Annotated in this window: 17 protein-coding genes and 1 tRNA gene; 7 read left to right on the top strand and 11 right to left on the bottom strand. The window is 60.1% G+C overall.

Annotated elements, in window-relative coordinates; genetic code table 11:
- Positions 1-7 precede the first annotated feature (7 nt).
- The 4 genes from NCHOL11_RS05545 to NCHOL11_RS05530 form a co-directional block, all read right to left on the bottom strand.
- A complete protein-coding gene (locus tag NCHOL11_RS05545; RefSeq protein ID WP_097091423.1) occupies positions 8-1525 on the bottom strand; it encodes an XrtA system polysaccharide chain length determinant in 1518 nt (505 codons plus the stop codon).
- A gap of 1 nt (position 1526) precedes the next feature.
- Complete coding sequence (locus NCHOL11_RS05540; RefSeq protein ID WP_097091422.1) at positions 1527-2171, bottom strand: XrtA/PEP-CTERM system exopolysaccharide export protein; 645 nt, start codon at positions 2169-2171, stop codon at positions 1527-1529.
- Positions 2172-2304: 133 nt separating this feature from the next.
- Positions 2305-3537, bottom strand: coding sequence for a pyridoxal-dependent decarboxylase, exosortase A system-associated (locus NCHOL11_RS05535; RefSeq protein ID WP_097091421.1), 1233 nt, complete (start codon positions 3535-3537; stop codon positions 2305-2307).
- Entirely contained in the window at positions 3534-5066 is a 1533-nt protein-coding gene (locus NCHOL11_RS05530) for an acyl-CoA ligase (AMP-forming), exosortase A system-associated (protein WP_097092752.1), read from the bottom strand. Before NCHOL11_RS05530 ends, NCHOL11_RS05535 begins: the two co-directional genes overlap by 4 nt.
- 50 nt (positions 5067-5116) lie before the next feature.
- On the opposite strand from NCHOL11_RS05530, the gene NCHOL11_RS05525 reads away from it, so the two are divergent.
- The gene (locus NCHOL11_RS05525) at positions 5117-6118 is read left to right on the top strand and encodes a GNAT family N-acetyltransferase (RefSeq protein WP_097092751.1); all 1002 of its coding nucleotides are present in this window, start codon (positions 5117-5119) and stop codon (positions 6116-6118) included.
- 29 nt (positions 6119-6147) lie between these two features.
- Complete coding sequence (locus NCHOL11_RS05520) at positions 6148-6438, top strand: acyl carrier protein (RefSeq protein WP_097091420.1); 291 nt, start codon at positions 6148-6150, stop codon at positions 6436-6438.
- 161 nt (positions 6439-6599) lie between these two features.
- On the opposite strand, the gene trxB is transcribed toward NCHOL11_RS05520, so the two are convergent.
- From trxB to NCHOL11_RS05495, 5 genes are all read right to left on the bottom strand, one after another.
- Complete coding sequence (gene trxB, locus NCHOL11_RS05515; protein WP_097091419.1) at positions 6600-7562, bottom strand: thioredoxin-disulfide reductase; 963 nt, start codon at positions 7560-7562, stop codon at positions 6600-6602.
- Between the two features lie 129 nt (positions 7563-7691).
- Complete coding sequence (locus NCHOL11_RS05510; protein WP_097091418.1) at positions 7692-8429, bottom strand: peptidase; 738 nt, start codon at positions 8427-8429, stop codon at positions 7692-7694.
- Positions 8430-8453: 24 nt separating this feature from the next.
- Positions 8454-9326, bottom strand: a complete 873-nt coding sequence (locus NCHOL11_RS05505) for a transglutaminase family protein (RefSeq protein WP_097091417.1) — start codon at positions 9324-9326, stop codon at positions 8454-8456.
- Positions 9327-9342: 16 nt separating this feature from the next.
- Positions 9343-10275, bottom strand: a complete 933-nt coding sequence (locus tag NCHOL11_RS05500; protein WP_097091416.1) for an alpha-E domain-containing protein — start codon at positions 10273-10275, stop codon at positions 9343-9345.
- Positions 10276-10423: 148 nt separating this feature from the next.
- Positions 10424-11833, bottom strand: a complete 1410-nt coding sequence (locus NCHOL11_RS05495; RefSeq protein ID WP_097091415.1) for a circularly permuted type 2 ATP-grasp protein — start codon at positions 11831-11833, stop codon at positions 10424-10426.
- A 234-nt stretch (positions 11834-12067) separates the two neighbouring features.
- Here NCHOL11_RS05495 and NCHOL11_RS05490 point away from each other — a divergent pair.
- A tRNA-Met gene (locus NCHOL11_RS05490) sits at positions 12068-12144 on the top strand.
- Between the two features lie 693 nt (positions 12145-12837).
- The gene (locus tag NCHOL11_RS05485; RefSeq protein WP_141397814.1) at positions 12838-13890 is read left to right on the top strand and encodes an AbiJ-NTD4 domain-containing protein; all 1053 of its coding nucleotides are present in this window, start codon (positions 12838-12840) and stop codon (positions 13888-13890) included.
- 614 nt (positions 13891-14504) lie between these two features.
- On the opposite strand, the gene NCHOL11_RS05475 is transcribed toward NCHOL11_RS05485, so the two are convergent.
- Together NCHOL11_RS05475 and NCHOL11_RS05470 are read right to left on the bottom strand one after the other, a co-directional pair.
- Positions 14505-15197 (bottom strand): hypothetical protein, encoded by a 693-nt coding sequence (locus NCHOL11_RS05475; RefSeq protein ID WP_097091412.1) that lies wholly within the window; start codon positions 15195-15197, stop codon positions 14505-14507.
- Between the two features lie 779 nt (positions 15198-15976).
- Positions 15977-16186 (bottom strand): helix-turn-helix transcriptional regulator, encoded by a 210-nt coding sequence (locus NCHOL11_RS05470; RefSeq protein WP_255254794.1) that lies wholly within the window; start codon positions 16184-16186, stop codon positions 15977-15979.
- A 93-nt stretch (positions 16187-16279) separates the two neighbouring features.
- Between NCHOL11_RS05470 and NCHOL11_RS18335 the strand changes: the two genes are divergently transcribed.
- The 3 genes from NCHOL11_RS18335 to NCHOL11_RS05455 all read left to right on the top strand — a co-directional run.
- Entirely contained in the window at positions 16280-16579 is a 300-nt protein-coding gene (locus tag NCHOL11_RS18335; RefSeq protein WP_097091410.1) for a hypothetical protein, read from the top strand.
- Positions 16580-16625: 46 nt separating this feature from the next.
- A complete protein-coding gene (locus NCHOL11_RS05460) occupies positions 16626-17252 on the top strand; it encodes a hypothetical protein (protein WP_097091409.1) in 627 nt (208 codons plus the stop codon).
- A gap of 314 nt (positions 17253-17566) precedes the next feature.
- A partial coding sequence (locus tag NCHOL11_RS05455; RefSeq protein ID WP_141397813.1) for a DUF2280 domain-containing protein occupies positions 17567-17845 on the top strand: 279 nt, incomplete at its 3' end.

Genomic DNA, 17845 nt, shown 5'->3' with positions numbered 1-17845 from the left:
CCGCTCCTCAGGCCATGCCGCGCTGGATGAATTCGACGAGGATCAACAGCACGCACAGCGCCGCCAGCCCCCCGCTCGCACCGGCAAACCATTTGAACCGCTGCTTTTCGACCGCCCTCTGCGCGGCGCTCACCGTCTGCGTGATCGATCCGATGACCGGCAGGCCGACCGCCCGCTCCAGCCGTGCCGCCGTCGGGAAGCTGCCCTTGAGCTGCCCCATTGCAAAGGCGGTGCCGACGCCAGCACCGATGCCGACGATCAGCACACCCAGCAGCAACAGCGGCCGGTTTGGCGCGACCGGCGCGGTGGGTGCGCTCGGCGGATTGATGACGCGGAACTGGACAGAGCCCGTCTCGGTCTTCACGTCGCCGCGCAGGCGCACGTCCTCCCGGTCGGCCAGCAGCTTGTCATATTGGGTCTTCAGCACCTCATAGTCGCGGTCGAGCTTTTCCTGCTCGGCGGCAAGGCCCGGTTCATCGGTCTGGCGTGAGGACATGGCGTTCAAGTCAGCCTGAAGCTGCGCCTTGCGCGTCTGCAGCGCCTGGACCGTCGCCGCGCGGTCCGCCTGCATCGACTTAATCGACAGATAAGCCGGGTTGGGCGAGCCAGCCGCCCCACCGCTACCGCCACCCTGCCGCCGCAGCGCATCGACCTGCCGCTGGGCCGCTATCACGTCGGGATGGTCATTGGTCCAACCCCGCGCACGCATACCGGCCAGGTCCGCCTGTGCCTGCGCGAGCGCGGATGGGCCGCCCGACGCGCCGACGCCCGGCAGCACTTGCGGCGTACCGGCAAGCTGACCGTTCATGGCGCTCAGCGCGCTCGACGCCTGCACCAGCTGCGATTCGATGTTGTTGATCTCCATCCGCGCCGCGTCCATGCGCTGGCCGATGGACCCCGCACCCGGCAGCATCCCCGCATAGCGCTGCTCGAACTCGACACGGCGCTGCTCGGCGGCGGCAAGCTGACGCCCGCGCTGCGCGATCTGCTGGTCGAGGAAGGCAAGGCTCTGCCTGGTCTCGACCCGATCTGAGGACAGGTTGGTTTCCTGGAATATCTCGATCAGCTTCTGCACCGCCTGCTGCGCGATCCGCGCATTGGCGCCGTCCGACAGGCTGGAATCCGCCGACTTGGCGCTGATGTCGATCATGCTCGGGTCAGCCTGCGCCATCACCGTGATGCCTTCGCGAAGCGCCGTGATCTTGGCCGCAATGTCGCGCGGGCCGCTGATCGTCTGGTTGAGGTCGGTTTCCTTGACCACCCGCTCCAGATTCGCCGTGCTCGCCAGCGTCTGGCGCACGCGGTCCAGATCCTGCTGCGACTGGACCTGCGTGATGCCGACCTTGTCCTGCAAGAGCGACTGCGTGTTCACATAGACGCGCGCCTTGCTCTCATAGCTGTTGGGCACCAGGGCAATGCCCAGCCAGCCCAGCATGCACACGCCCCATGCCACGGCCAGCGCCAGCCAGCGCCGGGTCCATATGCCGTGAAGGGCGACCAGCAGTTCGTCGTAGAGACCCGCCATATCAGAACATGCTTTCAGGAATGATGATGACATCGCCCGGTGCCAGCATGACGTTCGCCTTGCTGTCGCCGCGCTTCAGCAGATCGCCGATACGGACGTTGAATTCCTGCTGCTTGCCCTGCTCCTTGTTGAAGCGGACGAGCCGCGCCCGGTTGCCCGCCGCATATTCGCTAAGGCCTCCAACGGAGATCATGGCGTCAAGCAGCGTCATGTTGGCACGGTAAGGAATGGACGCAGGCTTTTCGGTCGCGCCGACGATCCGCACCTGCTGGCTGAACGTGCCAGAAAAATTGTTGACGATCACCGACACCAGCGGATTTTCGATATATTTGGTGAGCGCGACCTTCATGTCGTCGGCCAGTTGCTTGGGTGTCTTGCCCACGGCGGGCATGTCGGCAACCAGCGGCGTCGTGATGCGCCCGTCCGGCCGTACCTGAACCTTCGCGCCCAATTCCGGATTGCGCCACACGAAGACGGTGAGGTCGTCGAGCGGGCCGATCACATATTCCTCGCCCGGCCCCTCCTGCTGCGCCACGAAGGATGCTGGCGGCAACTGGGGTCCCCCGCCTCCCGAAGCGCAGCCCGACAGCGCCAAAGCAGGCAGCGATGCGCCGATCAAAGCCCGGGAAACCGACAGGAAACGCATATCTTCACCTCATGACAGGGCCGCACGCAAGCACAGCCGCCAGAGAGGTGAAGCGGCCGCAAAGCGATGGGCTTTGGGCCTCTTCTTGCCTTCAAAGGGTAAAGATACGGTTAGGCGTCAAACTATTGGTATATCAGCCAAGTAATAGTTCGAGTGCAGGCGGATGGCCAAGGAAGGCCGAAGGGCTTGCAGACGCTCCATAGGCCCCTGCGGCGAAGATGGCGATTAGATCACCTTCCACTATGGGGGGCAGAGCGACCTTGTCCCCCAGCTTGTCGATCGGCGTGCACAGGCACCCAACTACCGTCACCGCCTCCTCAGCAGGCGAAGCGCCGTAACGGTTCGCCACCGCCATCGGATAGTTGCGCCGCACCACCGTGCCGAAATTCCCGCTCGCCGCCAATTGGTGGTGGAGCCCGCCATCAACCACGACGAACGTCTCGCCCTGGCTCTGCTTCACATCGACCACACGGGTCAGATAGACACCCGCTTCGCCCACCAGCCAGCGGCCAAGCTCCATCGCAAATTCACTGTCCGCCAATATGTCGGCCCGCGCCTGGAGTGTCTGGCCCAACGTTTCCCCGATCGGCGCGATGTCCAACCGCTGATCGCCCGGAAAATAGGGAATGCCAAATCCGCCACCCAGATTGACCAGCGGCGGCGCAACGCCCACGGCGTCCGAAAGCCGCGCCGCCAATCCCACAGTCGCCGCCTGCGTCTCGATCAACGCTTCCGCCGCCAGCGCCTGCGATCCTGCGAAGATATGCCAGCCGCGCCAGTCAGCCCCCGCATCGATCAGCGTGCGGGCAAGCACCGCTGCGCGATCCGCATCGACGCCAAAGGGCTTTGCCCCCCCGCCCATCCTCATGCCCGAGCCCTTAAGGTCGAAATCCGGATTGACTCGCACCGCCAGCCTTGGCGTCCGCCCGCGCTTCTCGGCAATCGCAAGCGCGCGTCGCGCCTCTCCCTCCGACTCCAGGTTCAGCGTCACCCCCGCGTCGATCGCGGCCGCAAGTTCGTCGTCGCGCTTTCCCGGCCCGGCAAAGCTCACATGCACGGCATCCATGCCTGCTTCCAGCGCACGTGCCAGTTCACCGCCCGAAGCCACGTCAAAGCCATCGACCAGCCGCGCCATGCGCTCCAGCAGCGCCGGATAGGGGTTCGCCTTCACCGCATAATGGATCGACAGTTGCGCAGGCATCGCCTCTCGCAAGTCACGCACCTGCCGCTCGACTATCCCCATGTCGTACACGAACAGCGGCGTATCTCCCGCTTCGTCAACCAGGCTTGCCGCGCCGCATCCGCCGATCAGCAACATGCCTTCTTCACCCTCGAAAAAGGGAGGAACAGGTCCCATCGGCTTCATCGATCAAATTCCTTGGCAAGAGCTATACGGTCGATCTTGCCATTGGGCGTGCGTGGAAATTCCGCCAGCCTGATAATCGTCCGTGGCTGCATGAAATTGGGCAGTTCGGTCTTCAACCTTGTCTCCACCAAAGCCTCGGCCTCTGCCTCGACTGATCGGATAAGCAGCAGCACCGCCTGCCCCAACCGTTCATCCTTGATCCCCAGCGCGACCGCTTCCGCTACGCCCGGCACGGCTACGGCAGCCTCCTCGATCTCCGTCGGACTGATGCGATTGCCCGAAGACTTGATCATCGCGTCATCGCGGCCGACGAAGTAGAGCAGCCCCTGCTCATCGCGCCGCACGGTGTCACCGGACCAGACCGCGATGCCGCCATAGCGAGAGGACGGCGGCGCAAGCTTGAACCGCTCCGCCGTACGTGCCTCATCCCGCCAATAGCCCTGCGCCACGAGCGGCCCGCAATGAACCAGTTCCCCCGCTTCATCGTCATCGGTCAGGCTGCCATCCGGCCGCACGACCAAAATCTCCGCATACGGGATCGCCGACCCCATCGAATCCGGATGGCTGTCCACCAGCGCAGGCGGCAGGTAGGTGGAGCGAAACGCCTCCGTCAGGCCGTACATCGGATAGAGGTCCGCCTGCGGAAAAAGGCTGCGCAGCTTCGCAACCAGCGGCCGCGTCAACGCTCCTCCGCTGTTCGTCAGGCGCTTGAGCTTTCCCGCCACTTCCGGCTTCCATTCAAGCTCCGTCAGCTGAACCCAAAGCGGCGGCACCCCGGCCAGCGTCGTAATGTCGCGCTTGTCTACCGACTTCATGACGTCACGCGCCGTCAGATAGTCGAGCGGATAGACACAGCCGCCCGCATACCAGGTCGAAAACAGCTGATTCTGCCCATAGTCGAAACTGAAGGGCAGCACGCACAGCGTCCGGTCCTGCGCGCCAAGCCCAAGATAGCTGGCCACGCTCACCGCCCCGAGCCACAAATTGGCGTGGCTCAGCATCACTCCCTTGGGCCGTCCGGTCGATCCGCTTGTGTAGAGGATCGCCGCCAGATCATCCGGGCCTGCTTCAGAGGGCGGCAGTCCATCCCCGCCACTCATGGCCGCGGCTGCATCCTCCTCCCGCAACAGGCGGCAGTCACCCGGCAGGTCGTCCGGCTCCAGGGTATCCAGCCGCGCCGGCGAGCCAATCAGCAACCGCGCGCCGCTGTCGGCCAGAATATGCGCCACCTGCCCATGTTTCAGCAGTGGGTTGACCGGCACATGAACCAGCCCCGCACGCGGCGCGGCAAGCGGCATCAGCGCAGCAACCGGTCCTTTCGCAATCCAGCTGGCGACCCGCGCGCCTTTCTCAAGCCCGAACCCCGCCAGCCATGCAGCCAGACGGCCAAGCGTCTCTTCCAGTTCAGCGAAATTCTGTGATCCCGACCGGCCATCCAGCGCCGGGCGCGCCGGATCGCCACGCAGCAGCAAGTGGTCAATCGGGCGAACTTCCTCGCCATCGATCAGGGTGGCGCTGCTTAACTCCATTTCCAGACTTTTCACCTATGGTGTGGGGACGGTGCCGGGGAGATAATGATTTGCTGGTCACAAGGGAATATAGCACGATCGCCGAAGCCCGGCTGGCGTTGGCGGGCCGCATGGATCGCGCCCTTTCCCTCTTCGACCGCATCGATTGGTTCGAATCGCTCCACCATCATTGTCTTGCAAGCAACCCCCTCCGCATTCTCCAGGCGCAGGAAGGCTCGAACGAAGCCTGGCTGTTCCTGCTGTCGCCCTCAAACGATCGCCAGAGCGCGCTCGCCAACTGGTACAGTTTCGCCTGGGCACCGGTCTATCTCGGCGATCCCGACCCGCAAACACAGCGGCGTTTGGTGGAGGTTCTCGCCGCCATTTTGTTCAAGACGGGCCGCCATATCGACCTCTATCCCGTCGCGGACAGCGCCGACCTGCTGCTCGATGCCTTCCGCCGCAGCGGATGGTTCGGCGTGCGTCGTCCGATGGGCGGGCGCCACGTCCTAAACCTCAACGGCCGCGACTTCGCGGCCTACTGGGCCGACCGCCCCAGCCGCTTGCGCAATCAGGTCCATCGGAAGGCCCGCTCCAACCGCTTCACCTTTGAAATCCGCCATGACGTCACCGACGCGCTGTGGCAGGATTATGTGGCGGTCCATGCGAGCAGCTGGAAACAGCCTGAACCCGGCCTTTCCTTCCTGCGCGCCTTGGCGGAGCGGGAGGCCGACGCCGGTACGTTGCGGCTCGGCTTCGCGCGCCTCAAGGGTCAGCCCGTGGCGACGCAGTTCTGGACCGTGGAAAACGGCACGGCCCTGATCCACAAGCTCGCGCACGACAGGGCCTTCGATGGCGCGTCCCCAGGTACGCTGCTCAGCCATGCCATGTTCGCTCACGCCATAGATGCCGACAAGGTCAGCCATATCGACTATGGGACCGGCGACAATGCCTACAAGACGGAGTGGATGGAGGAGCGCCAGACGCTCTATCGACTCGACTTCTTCAATCCGCGTTTTGCCTCCACCTGGTTTCCCGCCGCCCGCACAGCCATTTCCGCCCTTGTGGGCTAGGAGCGGAACGACTAGGTAGACGCCCCATCATGCGGGCGGAAACCTCTATGCCGGTCGACCGGACAAGCGACATGACGAAGCCGATGCGCGATCTTCTGCGCGATGTGCTGGGACTTTCTCAGGAACGGGTCGACGCGTTCGACGCCGACACGCCGCTATTCGGCGCGCTGCCGGAACTGGACTCGATGGCCGTCGCCAGCCTGCTTACGGAAATGGAAGACCGTTTCGACATCCTGATCGAGGATGACGACATCGACGGCGAAACCTTCGAGACCTTCGGGACACTGGTCGCTTTTGCGCAGGCGAAGACAGAGGCCTGAACAGTCCTCCCCTCAGTACCAACAGGTCCGTTCGGGCTCAGCCTGTCGAAGCCCTTCCCTTTCTTCGACGAGCAAGGAAAGCCCTTCGACAAGCAAAGGGCCTACCGTAGATAGCTGGGTCTCAAGCAGACGAGGCGCGCAATGCGCGCCCGCCCATCGCCCTACTCCGCTGCCATCGCCTCGAAGTCGGCCTCTGCCAGAAACTTCTCGACGTCCAGCGCCGCCATGCAGCCCATGCCAGCAGCCGTCACCGCCTGCCGATAAATCTTGTCGCTGACGTCGCCAGCCGCAAAAACGCCAGGAATGGACGTGCGCGTCGTGCCCGGCTCCACGACCAGATAGCCGTCGTCCATCGGCAGCTTGCCCGCGAAGAGTTCCGTCGCCGGCTGGTGGCCGATCGCGACGAACGCGCCGTCCGTTTCGATATGCGAAGCCTTGCCCGTCACCGTATCGACCAGATCGACGCCAACCAGCCCTTCCGGATTGCCGCCGCCCACGAACCGCTCGATCTTCTGGTTCCAAAGCACCTTGATATTCGGATGCGCAAACAGCCGCTGCTGCAAGATCTTCTCAGCCCGCAGCGAATCGCGGCGGTGGATCAGCGTGACGTCATGGCTGTGGTTGGTGAGGTACAGCGCCTCCTCGACGGCCGTATTCCCGCCGCCGATCACCACCACCTTCTTGCCGCGATAGAAAAAACCGTCGCACGTAGCGCAGGCCGACACGCCCTTGCCCTGCAACTGCTGTTCGCCTTCAGTGCCCAGCCACTTGGCCTGCGCGCCCGTCGCGATCACCAGCGTGTCCGCGAAGTAGCGCGTGCCGCTGTCGCCCGTCAGGCGAAAGGGTCGCTCCGAAAGGTCGACATCGATGATCTGATCATACATCATCTGCGCGCCGACATGCTCTGCCTGCGCTTGCATCTGCTCCATCAGCCAGGGACCCTGGATCACGTCACGGAAGCCCGGATAATTTTCCACGTCCGTGGTGATGGTCAGCTGCCCACCCGGCTGCATGCCCTGCACCACGATCGGCGCCATACCCGCCCGCGCGCCGTAAATGGCGGCCGAAAGCCCGGCCGGGCCAGAGCCCAGGATCAGCATGCGAGTGGAATGCGTTGCGGTCATCTAAAGGTCCCCAGCTCATGGATTCGTGTGCCGCGATGACATAGGCAGCAGCGTCCCGCGCGCAACCCTCCCGATCATCGGAAATCACTCGATTGTTGCCGATTTCCGGCTTCCGCGTTGCCACGCGAGTCAATCCATGACGTTGGGCAGGTCCTCAAACCCCTTGCGCAGCGCCGCCGACCAGCTGTGCGAAAGCAGCTGGAACTCCTCATTATCGGCTTCGATGCGTGTCTTCACACGAAAGTCGAACTGGTCCCGCTCGATCACTGTCAGGTCCAGCGGCATGCCGACGGACAGGTTCGACCGAAGCGTCGAATCCATCGACACCAGCACCGCCTTCGTCGCATCCTCCAGCGTCGTCTCCCGTTTGATGATGCGGTCCAGGATCGGCTTGCCATATTTATGCTCGCCAATCTGGAAGAACGGCGTGTCCTCAGTCGCCTCGATGAAATTGCCCGCCGAATATATGAGGTAAAGGCGCGGCTTGCCCCCACGCCGCTGCCCCGCGAGCAGGATGGAAGCGTCCGCGCCCGATCCCTGCATCTCTATCGTGCTGCGATAATGCTGCTGCATCTCGCACATCGCATCGCCGACCAACTGCGCCGCCCTGTGCATGGTCGCGCAATTGAGGATGCTTTCGACATCGGGATCAAGCTGTGCCTCCTTGATCGCTTGACCCAGCATCGTCTTGACGCCTTGCGTGATCGACAGGTTGCCCGAGCACATGAGGACGATCGCTCGCTCGCCAGGCACACTGTAGGTAAAGCTTTTCCGGAAGCGGGCGATATTATCCATGCCCGCATTGGTGCGAGTGTCCGACAGCATGACCAGACCCTGGTCCACGCGCACCGCCACACAATAGGTCATCGCCCACCGGGCTCCTATATTCGTTCAACCCTGCGGGATGGCGGTCTGAAGGCTTTGTTGTTGCTGGCGTTGCAACTGCCTTTCTTCCACCCCTTCCTCCGCCTGCGCGATCCGAACGTCCGCGTCAATCCACATCTCGCCCGCCGCCGTCACCGATCCCCGGATGGGCGCCGCCGCATTGGCATCCAGCCCAGATGCCAGCCGCAAATAGCGTTCCGTAACGCAGACCCGGTTGGAGGGATCGAAGCCGACCCAGCCCAGGTCCGGCACCAAAGCTTCCACCCAGGCATGTGTTTCATGCAAGGCGACACCGCCCTCCGCCAGCAGATATCCCGTGACGTAGCGCGCGGGAATCCCCAAAATCCGCGCCGCAGCGATGAATATCTGCGCATGATCCTGACACACCCCGGCCCCTAGCGCAAAGGCCTCCGCCGCTGTGGTCGCCGACGATGTAACGCCGCTGCGATAAGCCACGGCATCGCTGACCGCCGCCGACAACGCATGCAGCCGCGCCAGCGGCCCATCCGCATCGGGCAATGAAAGCGCCATCGCGCGGATCGCTTCGGACGCGCGGGTTAGCGGCGTCTCCCGCAGGAAAAAGGCAGGCGGCACGCCACAGCTGACATTGCCCATTACGCCACTGGTATCCACCGTTTCGGCCAGGCCCTCCGCGACGATCGAGGCATCGTCCAGCCGGTCGTGGCGGATCCAGACCGCCTCCATCTCGCCGAAACTGTTGGGACGAAAGGCTTCGATCGGCTCGCCATTCACACTGACCCGCCACTCCAGCACCTTCTGCGACGCCGTATCGATCGGCATCAGCTTCAGGCGCATTGCCACACGGCCTGCCGCCGCGGCGTAACGATAAGTCGTCTGGTGACGCACCAGCAATTTCACGGTGTGCGGCGCTCCTTCATCCGAAATGATAGGTCTGGGCGATCTCCGCGCCCAGTTGATTGGTCATCTTCAACCCGCCCTGCACCGTCTCGTGCAGGCCGACGCGGAAAATCTCTCCACTGTCCAGCTGCTCCAGATGATCCACCATCTGTCGCACCGTCTCGTGACACGTGCCCCGCCCATTGTGCCAGCCCGCGAGCCGGTTGAGCCGATAGGCAAGCTGGTCGTAGCAATAGGCGACGCTGCGCGGGAAAAGGCGGTTCAGCATCAGGAAATCGGTGATCTGCCAAGGCGTATAGGTGCCCCCATAAACATGGTGATAGGCCCGCGCGCCGGACAAGGCATAGAGCACTGACGTCCATTGATAATGGTCGCGATTGCCGCCGATCACTTCGGTTTCCGGCAGCAGCACATAATATTTGACGTCCAGCAGCCGCAGGGTCATCTGCGCCCGTTCCAGCGCTGACCCCGCCCGCAGGAAATCATGCCCTTCATTGCGCAACTGCCCTGAATGGGCCGCGCCCCGGAAAGTCATGACCCGGGTCTTAACCCAGTCGATCAGCGCGGGCAGCTGCTGGCGCGCCTCACCCACATCATAGCTGTCGAGCTTGCGCCACCCTTCGTTCAGCGCCTCCCACATATCCTGGGTCAGCATGGTGCGCGCCGATTTCGCATTGGCCCGCGCCCGCAGCAGGCAGGACCGGATCGAACTGGAATTGTTGAGGTCCAGCATCAGATAGGCGACCGCATCGCTCTCCGTCACCTGAACGCCTTCAGGGAACTGGCCCTCGACCCCCGTCGCCCGCACCACCGAGCGCCACTCGTCCCTGTGGTGCGCCCCGGGCAGGATCGCCATGCGCTGCCCCATGGTCAACAGCCGCGCCGTAGCCTCGGCCCGCTCCATGTAGCGCGCCATCCAGTAGAGATTTTCAGCTGTGCGGCTCAGCATGGGCGCGACCTCCCCCGCCGCGCGATGCCATCCCTCGCCGTCATCCCAGCGAAAGCTGGGATCTCAGGCGAGAGCGCGCTGCATAGCCTCACGAGATCCCAGCTTCCGCTGGGATGACGATGACTGCGAAAGGCGCTGGCAACCTCCATCAATCCTGCAACACCCATGTATCCTTCACCCCGCCCCCCTGACTGGAGTTCACCACCAGCGACCCTTCCGTCAGCGCCACGCGCGTAAGCCCCCCGGGCACCAACCGGATCTGCTTGCCCACCAGGCAATAGGGACGGAAATCAGCATGCCGCCCGACCACGGAAGCGGGGCCAAGCGTCGGCACGGTGGACAGATCAAGCGTCGGCTGCGCAATGAACTCACCCGGATTGGCCCTGATCCGATCAGCATAGGCCGCGATTTCCGCACTGGTGGATTTAGGCCCGATCAGCATCCCATAGCCGCCAGACCCATGCACCTCCTTTGCCACCAGTTCGTGCAGATGCTCCAGCACATAGGCGCATTCATCGGGCTTCCCGCACTGCCATGTCTGTATATTGTCCAGGATTGGCTGTTCACCCAGGTAAAATCGGATCATTTCGGGCACATAGATATAGACCGCCTTGTCGTCCGCGATCCCTGCCCCCGGCGCCGATGCCAGCGTCACTCCGCCGTTGCGATACACGTTGAAGATGCCTGGAATGCCGAGCAGGCTGTCAGGCCGGAACACCAGCGGATCGATATATTCGTCGTCGATCCGCCGGTAAATGACGTCGACTTGGCGGGGGCCAAGCGTCGTCTTCATCCACACCCGATCCTCATCGACGAACAGGTCGGCGGGCTCCACCAGCTCGATGCCCATCAGGTCAGCAAGGAAGCTATGCTCATAATAAGCGCTGTTGAGCGACCCGGGCGTCAGCAGCACGACAACAGGATCGCCCTTGCATGCTGGCGGCGCGACTTCCTTCAGGCTCTTCAGCAACTCGGCTGGATAATCATCGACCGGCGCCACCAGCCCCTGCGCAAAAAGCTCAGGGAACATGCGCGTCATGATCTCGCGATTTTCGAGCATGTAGGACACGCCCGACGGCGTACGGCAATTATCCTCCAGCACCTCGAACCGGGAAGGGCCGGTGCGCACGATATCGATCCCGACGATATGGCTGTACACCTTACCCGGCGGCGTGAAGTTCGCCATTTCGGCAAGGTAGGCGCTGTTCTGGTAGATGATCTCGGCGGGCATGATCCCGGCCTTCACGATCTCGCCGCGATGATAGACGTCATGCAGGAAAGCATTGAGCGCCCGCGCCCGCTGCCGGATGCCCCGGTCCAGCACCCGCCATTCCTGCGCGGTGAAGATGCGCGGCAGCAGGTCGAACGGGATCAGCCGTTCCGGATCGCCACCCTCGCCATAGACCGCAAAAGTGATCCCGATCCGCCTGAAAATCGCTTCCGCCTCATCCAGTCGCCGGTTGAGGCCCGCAATGCCTGTCCGCTCCACCCAATTCTGCACCTCGGCATAGCAAGGCCGTATCGAACCATCCGGCTCAAACATTTCGTGGAAGGGCAAAGCGTCGATCCTCCCTCGGGCACAGCCCGGTTGTGCATTGCAACATTAGTGCAACGTGGCCGAACGATTGCAAGCGCAAAAAGACCCACGGCAAAGCGCCCACAAAGATTTTCTTCCACACGCTTCATCGTCACGGACAGAAATTGCGCATCCCGCGCCAAACCCCGTTGACCCCAATAGCGGCTCTGCTTATAGCGCGCCCACCGCAGGGGCCACGCCCCGCGCAGCCCATGGGGCGGAGTAGCTCAGCTGGTTAGAGCAGCGGAATCATAATCCGCGTGTCGGGGGTTCAAGTCCCTCCTCCGCTACCAACGCTTGTAAGTCGTTGAAAAATAAGCATTTTTTCGGCATAGCGTAGCAACCCCACCGCAGATACACCGAGATAAGTTGCTGTTTTTACGTGACTTTTTTTTGGTCAATTTTTGATAAAAATCGCACCTCCGCAATGTTGGTGTCAAAATGTGGCCAAATCCGCGAGCCGTTGACCCCACGCCTAAAAAGCGCAGTAACACCCTCCGCAGCAACTTCTTAGATTACAGTAAGTTACTGATTGGACTCAAAATTATCGGAAATCCCACCGTGTCGGGTTCAAGTCCCATTGCGGCTACCACGTTTAAAAGAACGAGGGCGCTGACATTCACATCAGCGCCCCACTCTTGCTTCCGAAGAACCGCTATTCGGCTTCCGTGTCCTTCGCGTCCCTCGGCCGGTTCGCAAACATCTGCGGGGCGCCAATATCGCACTTGAAGCAGACAAATTCGTTCCCGATCACCAGCACGCGGCTCCTCTCGGGTACAACAATGGTGCACCCGCACGACAAATCGAGCGCCAGCGATCCGTCGTCTCCGTATTCTTTGCGGTTCAGTATTTCTGACATACACACCCCCGTGTTCGTCCCGGCCTGGCGCCGGGACGGTTGATTTGCGCGAACACGGGCACGCGCCCCCACGTATTTCCCGTGAGGGTGTTTTATTTCGTGGGCCGCCCGACATGGCGGGTTGCCCGTGTTTCGACGCAAAAATGCGATGCGCTGGGAAATCACGCCCGAACGCATGAGATCATTCTTAAAATGTGTCAGCCAAGCTGTCTACCGTCGCTTTGCGCGACCAAGCACCTTGCCCCGTATTGATTTTCTCCTGTCGACTTGCGTTATCGTATCGGAAGCGAATCATCTCGGAGCATCAATGTCTCATCAAGTCGACCGATCGAAGATTACATTCGGCCAAGCCGAAGGCGTGGATGCGTTGCCGACGCAATTAGCGCTTCGGCAGGTCAGCGCGGCGATGCGGGCCAAACTCTGGCATGTTATCCACCGGAGACTGGAAGATGCTACTGACCATGAGAATTACAGTTCCAAGTACAGTTCATACAACTTAGATTCCACTTGGAAATCTATTCTTCGATCGTGGCATGTTGATCACCTGAATGGCATGAGTGACGAATTCATACCGTTCGTAAAACCTCAGATTCAATTAGCGAAAAATATATTTTCTAATGGTAACTACGTAGAGATATTGAATTTTGTAGAATTTTTGTGCCGTCATTATTTGACGGGCCCTAACTTGACCAAGGAGATTAATGCTGCCCTGGCTCAATCATGTGCCGCATACCGGATCGCAGATGGATGCGTGATTGCCTATTCATCTGCAGAAGAAGGAGAAGCCGTTCTTCAAGGGCTAAAGGTCACATCTACTCACAAATTTGCGAGTACCAGATCTCATTTGATTGCAGCTGGTAACGCACTGACGCGCGGCAACTGGGCCGAGAGCGTTCGAGAGAGTATCCATGCAGTGGAATCTGTGGCAGTTCTGATCGACAGTTCCTCCAAGACACTGAGCTCCGCACTCCAGAGCCTCGAAAAATCGGGCAAAATAAATCCCAATTTTAAGAGGGGTGTAAACGCGTTGTATGACTATACAAGTGATGAAAAGGGCATACGGCACGCCAAGGTTTTTGAGGATGAGGTGAATGTTGGGGAAACCGAAGCCCTGTATATGTATGGATCATGCGCTGCCTTCGTGACTTACCTAATCAGAAGGTCTGAGAACATACTGTAAGCAAGCATAAGGGTTCAGGCGCATGGACATGGATAGGTGGAGATTTAACGCCTCTTGCGGCGGAAAATAGCGGAAATTCTTTCGTACAAGCTGTTCAATTGCAGATAAATTAGCAAAGTCTAAAGGAAGAACATGTTGCTTTTTGTACTGGCACTTGCACAAGCCGTCGCGCCCGGTCATCTGGAACTCGTTTGCAGCATACGTTCGGTAGGTCGCCCTGTCACTTTGCGCTTCGCCATCGATGAGAACAGGCACACGTTTACCGGGAAATCGAATGATCGTGCCTTTGGAGGGACGGCAGACTTTACGGACGATAAGATTTCCCTCGTCGACAAAGGCGACAGGATCACATGGTTCTACGACCTAAACCGATTGACCGGCCAGTTCGAAATGAGCGGAGCACTGAACGGTCGGAGTGACCGCCACTCCCACGTGCAAGGCAATTGTCGGAAGTTCACTGAACCAGTATTCTGACCTCTACAGCTGCAAAAATAATACGAGATAAAAATCCGGGCGTACCCCTACACGATCTTCACCGATCACCCGTCGTCGAGCCACAGACGCGATGGACTTCGCTCAGGAGCTGCTTGCCTCGCCGCCGCAGCGGATAAGTCTCAGAACTCAATTCCAACCGCCAGCTTCACAATTCGCTTGATAGCGTCGACCAGCAAGGCCTCACCAAGGGCTTTGCCGACCTTTACGGCAGCGCTGGCGGTATCCTCAATCGCCATGATGATGCCAACGCGAATTTGAATGAGGTGCAGCTCGGCAGCGGACCATAGTTCTGTTGCTGCAGCTAACGACCGCAATAAGCGATCTCGTTCCTCCGCAGTTTCGCCGATTTGATTATCCTGTCGGACTTGCTCAAAAAGCTCGCTAAGGCCTCGTGCGACTTCCCGATATTCGGGTTGATTATGATCAAGGCGAACTAATCGGTTCGCGGCAGGGACAATCTCTGCCTCAGCCGAATCTCGGAGTTCCGTAGCGGTCGAAGGCTCAGGCAGAAGGGCGTTTTGATCGAGGAATTCGCGAACTTCCCCCACATCGCGAAAGTTTGCTTCAATATGCCGATAACCCTCAGGGGAAAGGCGAAAGTTCCATCCGTCATAACCGCCGATGACTTTGGTGACATCCTTGAAAAAGGTGTGTTCCCAATCGTCCGTCATTCGCTGGATCCAATTGCTTCTCTCCGGCCTGAAACCGTAAGTCTCGTGAATCTTCTGCGCAGACACATAGGTTGCGCCAAATTCCTCCGTTTCCAAATAAAGCGCGGCTAAGAACCTTTCAGAATATTCGTCGTAAGTCATTATCCGCCGCCCCAGACAATCGCCGATCAAGCAATTTTGATCGGATCACCAATTGGACGATACGCGCGAGGGCGGCGGTCGTCGATATCGTCTTCGCCCGGCGACCCAGATCGCGGTGCTTTCGAGCGCGACGATTGGAGTTGCCCCTGCGCGTGAGGTGGATCAGCTAACCGATTTGCAGGTCGGATGAGGACTTGAACCGGGGAATTCTGTGGTGCCAAAAAGGGGCCAAAACAAACTGGCGCGACGCACGAACTGAGTAAATTCAATGGTTTAGTGCGCTATAAAGATCCCTCCTCCGCTACCAACGCAACTCATTGAAAATATGGCCCAAAGTGATATCGAAGCCGATCAAATTTGGTCGTTTCTATGTTGCATTGGTATTGCACCGCTTTCCGCGGTTTTCCGCCGTTTTCGCGAGGGTCCCGGCAGCTCCATGCAACATAGATGCAACATGAGCGGCACCGATCTTTTAAGATCTGACGGTAGATAGATGGGCGACTCTCCAGCGCAGCGGGAGAATGACCTTCTCCCGACTGGGCGAGAAGCCCAGGCCCACACCGACGACAGCCCGGGGCTTTTGGGACGGTGACCGATTTGCCGGGTCTGATGGATCCGGGTCGGCATGCCGCTGATAGCAAAGGAGCGGCGGCAACCACGATCAATGCAAGGGTTGCCCGGACATTGTCCCGCATCGAAGCAGGTAAGGGGAAGCCGCGCTAACCCGATTCGCTCAGCGCAATTCTGAGAACTGGGCGCCTCTACACGGTGCCCACCTCTCAGCCACGATCTGGCAGCACCAAGTCGACATGACTGACGCCAAGCGCAGAGGCGATCTCGAACAGCGTGGTTATTGTTGGATTGCGACTACCTCGTTCAAGCCCACTTAAGTACTGTTGGGAAAGGCCGCAGCGCTCCGACAGTTGCTCCTGTGTCAGCCCCTTCTCCCGCCTTATGCGGGAGAGATTCCTTCCGACAAGGCGGCGCATGTCCATAGCCGATCAATGGCGCTTGTCGGCGGCGGAGTTTATCAACTATAGTATGTAAATGCCCTGCCTGACGCTGGGTGAGGGAGCCCTGGTATGGCTAGAGAAGAATTGAATGACGCGGGATTGCGGGCTTGGAACACGCGGGTCCGTGCCGAGCACTATGTCCACTTAGGTGTCACGGGCATCCTCCTCCTGTACATATTCCAGCTTCATGGCGTCTGGGCGGCATTGGCAGGGCTGGTGCTGATCCCGGCGGTGACATCCGCGGTTAATATTGCGATCTTGAGCTCCACGGGTTCGCTCCGCTTGGTGAGAGCGAACCGCTGGGGAGTGCTGATCATTCTCTTTATTCTCTTGGCATTGGGAAGTGCGACCGTCGAAAGCGTTCGGTAATGTCGACCAGTTCAGCTCCCCTGAGGTCGCTGGGACCGCGCTTCCGATGTTAGAACAGCACAGACATGAATGTCAGCAAATCAACGTCGAGCGGGTCAAAGGATTGCTCGACGGAGAGGAGATGTACGCCCTCGCCTGTATGTATCTTGCATGGGCTCATGCAGAAACGAATCTAGGCTTGGATCGAAGAGGCCGCCTTTTGTATCTAGCTCGAGAGTGGCGAACGACCGCTGACGCCTGCGGCGGTGACTGGAAGGCCACAGAACTCAACGATCCACCCCAGTTGCTGAAGTTTATGGCCGGCCTAGCCGTCGAGAACGCGGCGCTCGCCGGCGGCAGCGGGGACCCGTCCGAACCAAGCTGCCCGGACGTTGACGTATTTCTGGCTCTCTTGGCGGCCAACAGCGTTGAGTTATTGCAGGAGAGCCACGATCCCGCCTTGTTGCGTGCTGAGCTGCTACGGCAGGCCGAGAGCGCGGGGTATTGGCACCCTACGAACGGCATCCGTCAGCTAACGCCGGAGCTATTCGTGCAAGACCTCCTGGAGGATAACCCGTCAGCGGCGCTGTGGGCGCGCGAAGCAAGATGGTGGGTCCTTCCAGATGCGTTACAAGAAGAACTTCAGCTTCTTGACGCGTTCGACCCTGTTCCGTTCGGATGCAATTCGATCTGAATGTAATTAGCATTGAGACGATTTGCTACGCCTGTGGTCGATGAGGATTGATAAAGAGGCCGCGAGTAATCGCTCATGGAGGAAATCGCTACCGCCCCCATCCTTCGGCTTCCTTTTCTGCTCACCCATTTCAGTCAGGTAAATCAAGGAAGAGTGTTTAAAGACTGTTTCCGCAGAGCTATGGTTGAGCTGAAAGACTGTTGGCGCACAGTTGTTCGAACTGAACTTTCGGAATTGCCAACCCAATTTTTGGGTTCACTCCACCGACAATCCGTGTGATCATCCCCCCACCCTACCCCCACCTAGGATCTACTGTGGCCGAACTTTCGAACGATGCGAAACTTGCCATTGTCCAGGGTTTGGCGAGGTTTTCCACACCAGCCGAGGTGGTGGTGATGGTGAAGGACGAGTTTGGGATTGAGACCACCGTCCAGCAGGTTCGCACATACAACCCGGATCATCCGAAATTCGAGGCAGGTGAAAAGTGGCGGACAATTTTTCAAGCGGTCAGAAAGGCCTATCTCGAGGACATTTCGGCGATCCCGATTGCCTCGCAGGCATTCCGCCTCAACGCGCTGCAGAAAAACTATGAC

It is taken from the genome of Novosphingobium sp. Chol11 (genome assembly GCF_900218065.1).
In the GTDB taxonomy this organism is placed as follows: domain Bacteria; phylum Pseudomonadota; class Alphaproteobacteria; order Sphingomonadales; family Sphingomonadaceae; genus Sphingobium; species Sphingobium agri.
This window is presented reverse-complemented; position numbering and strand designations above follow the sequence as displayed.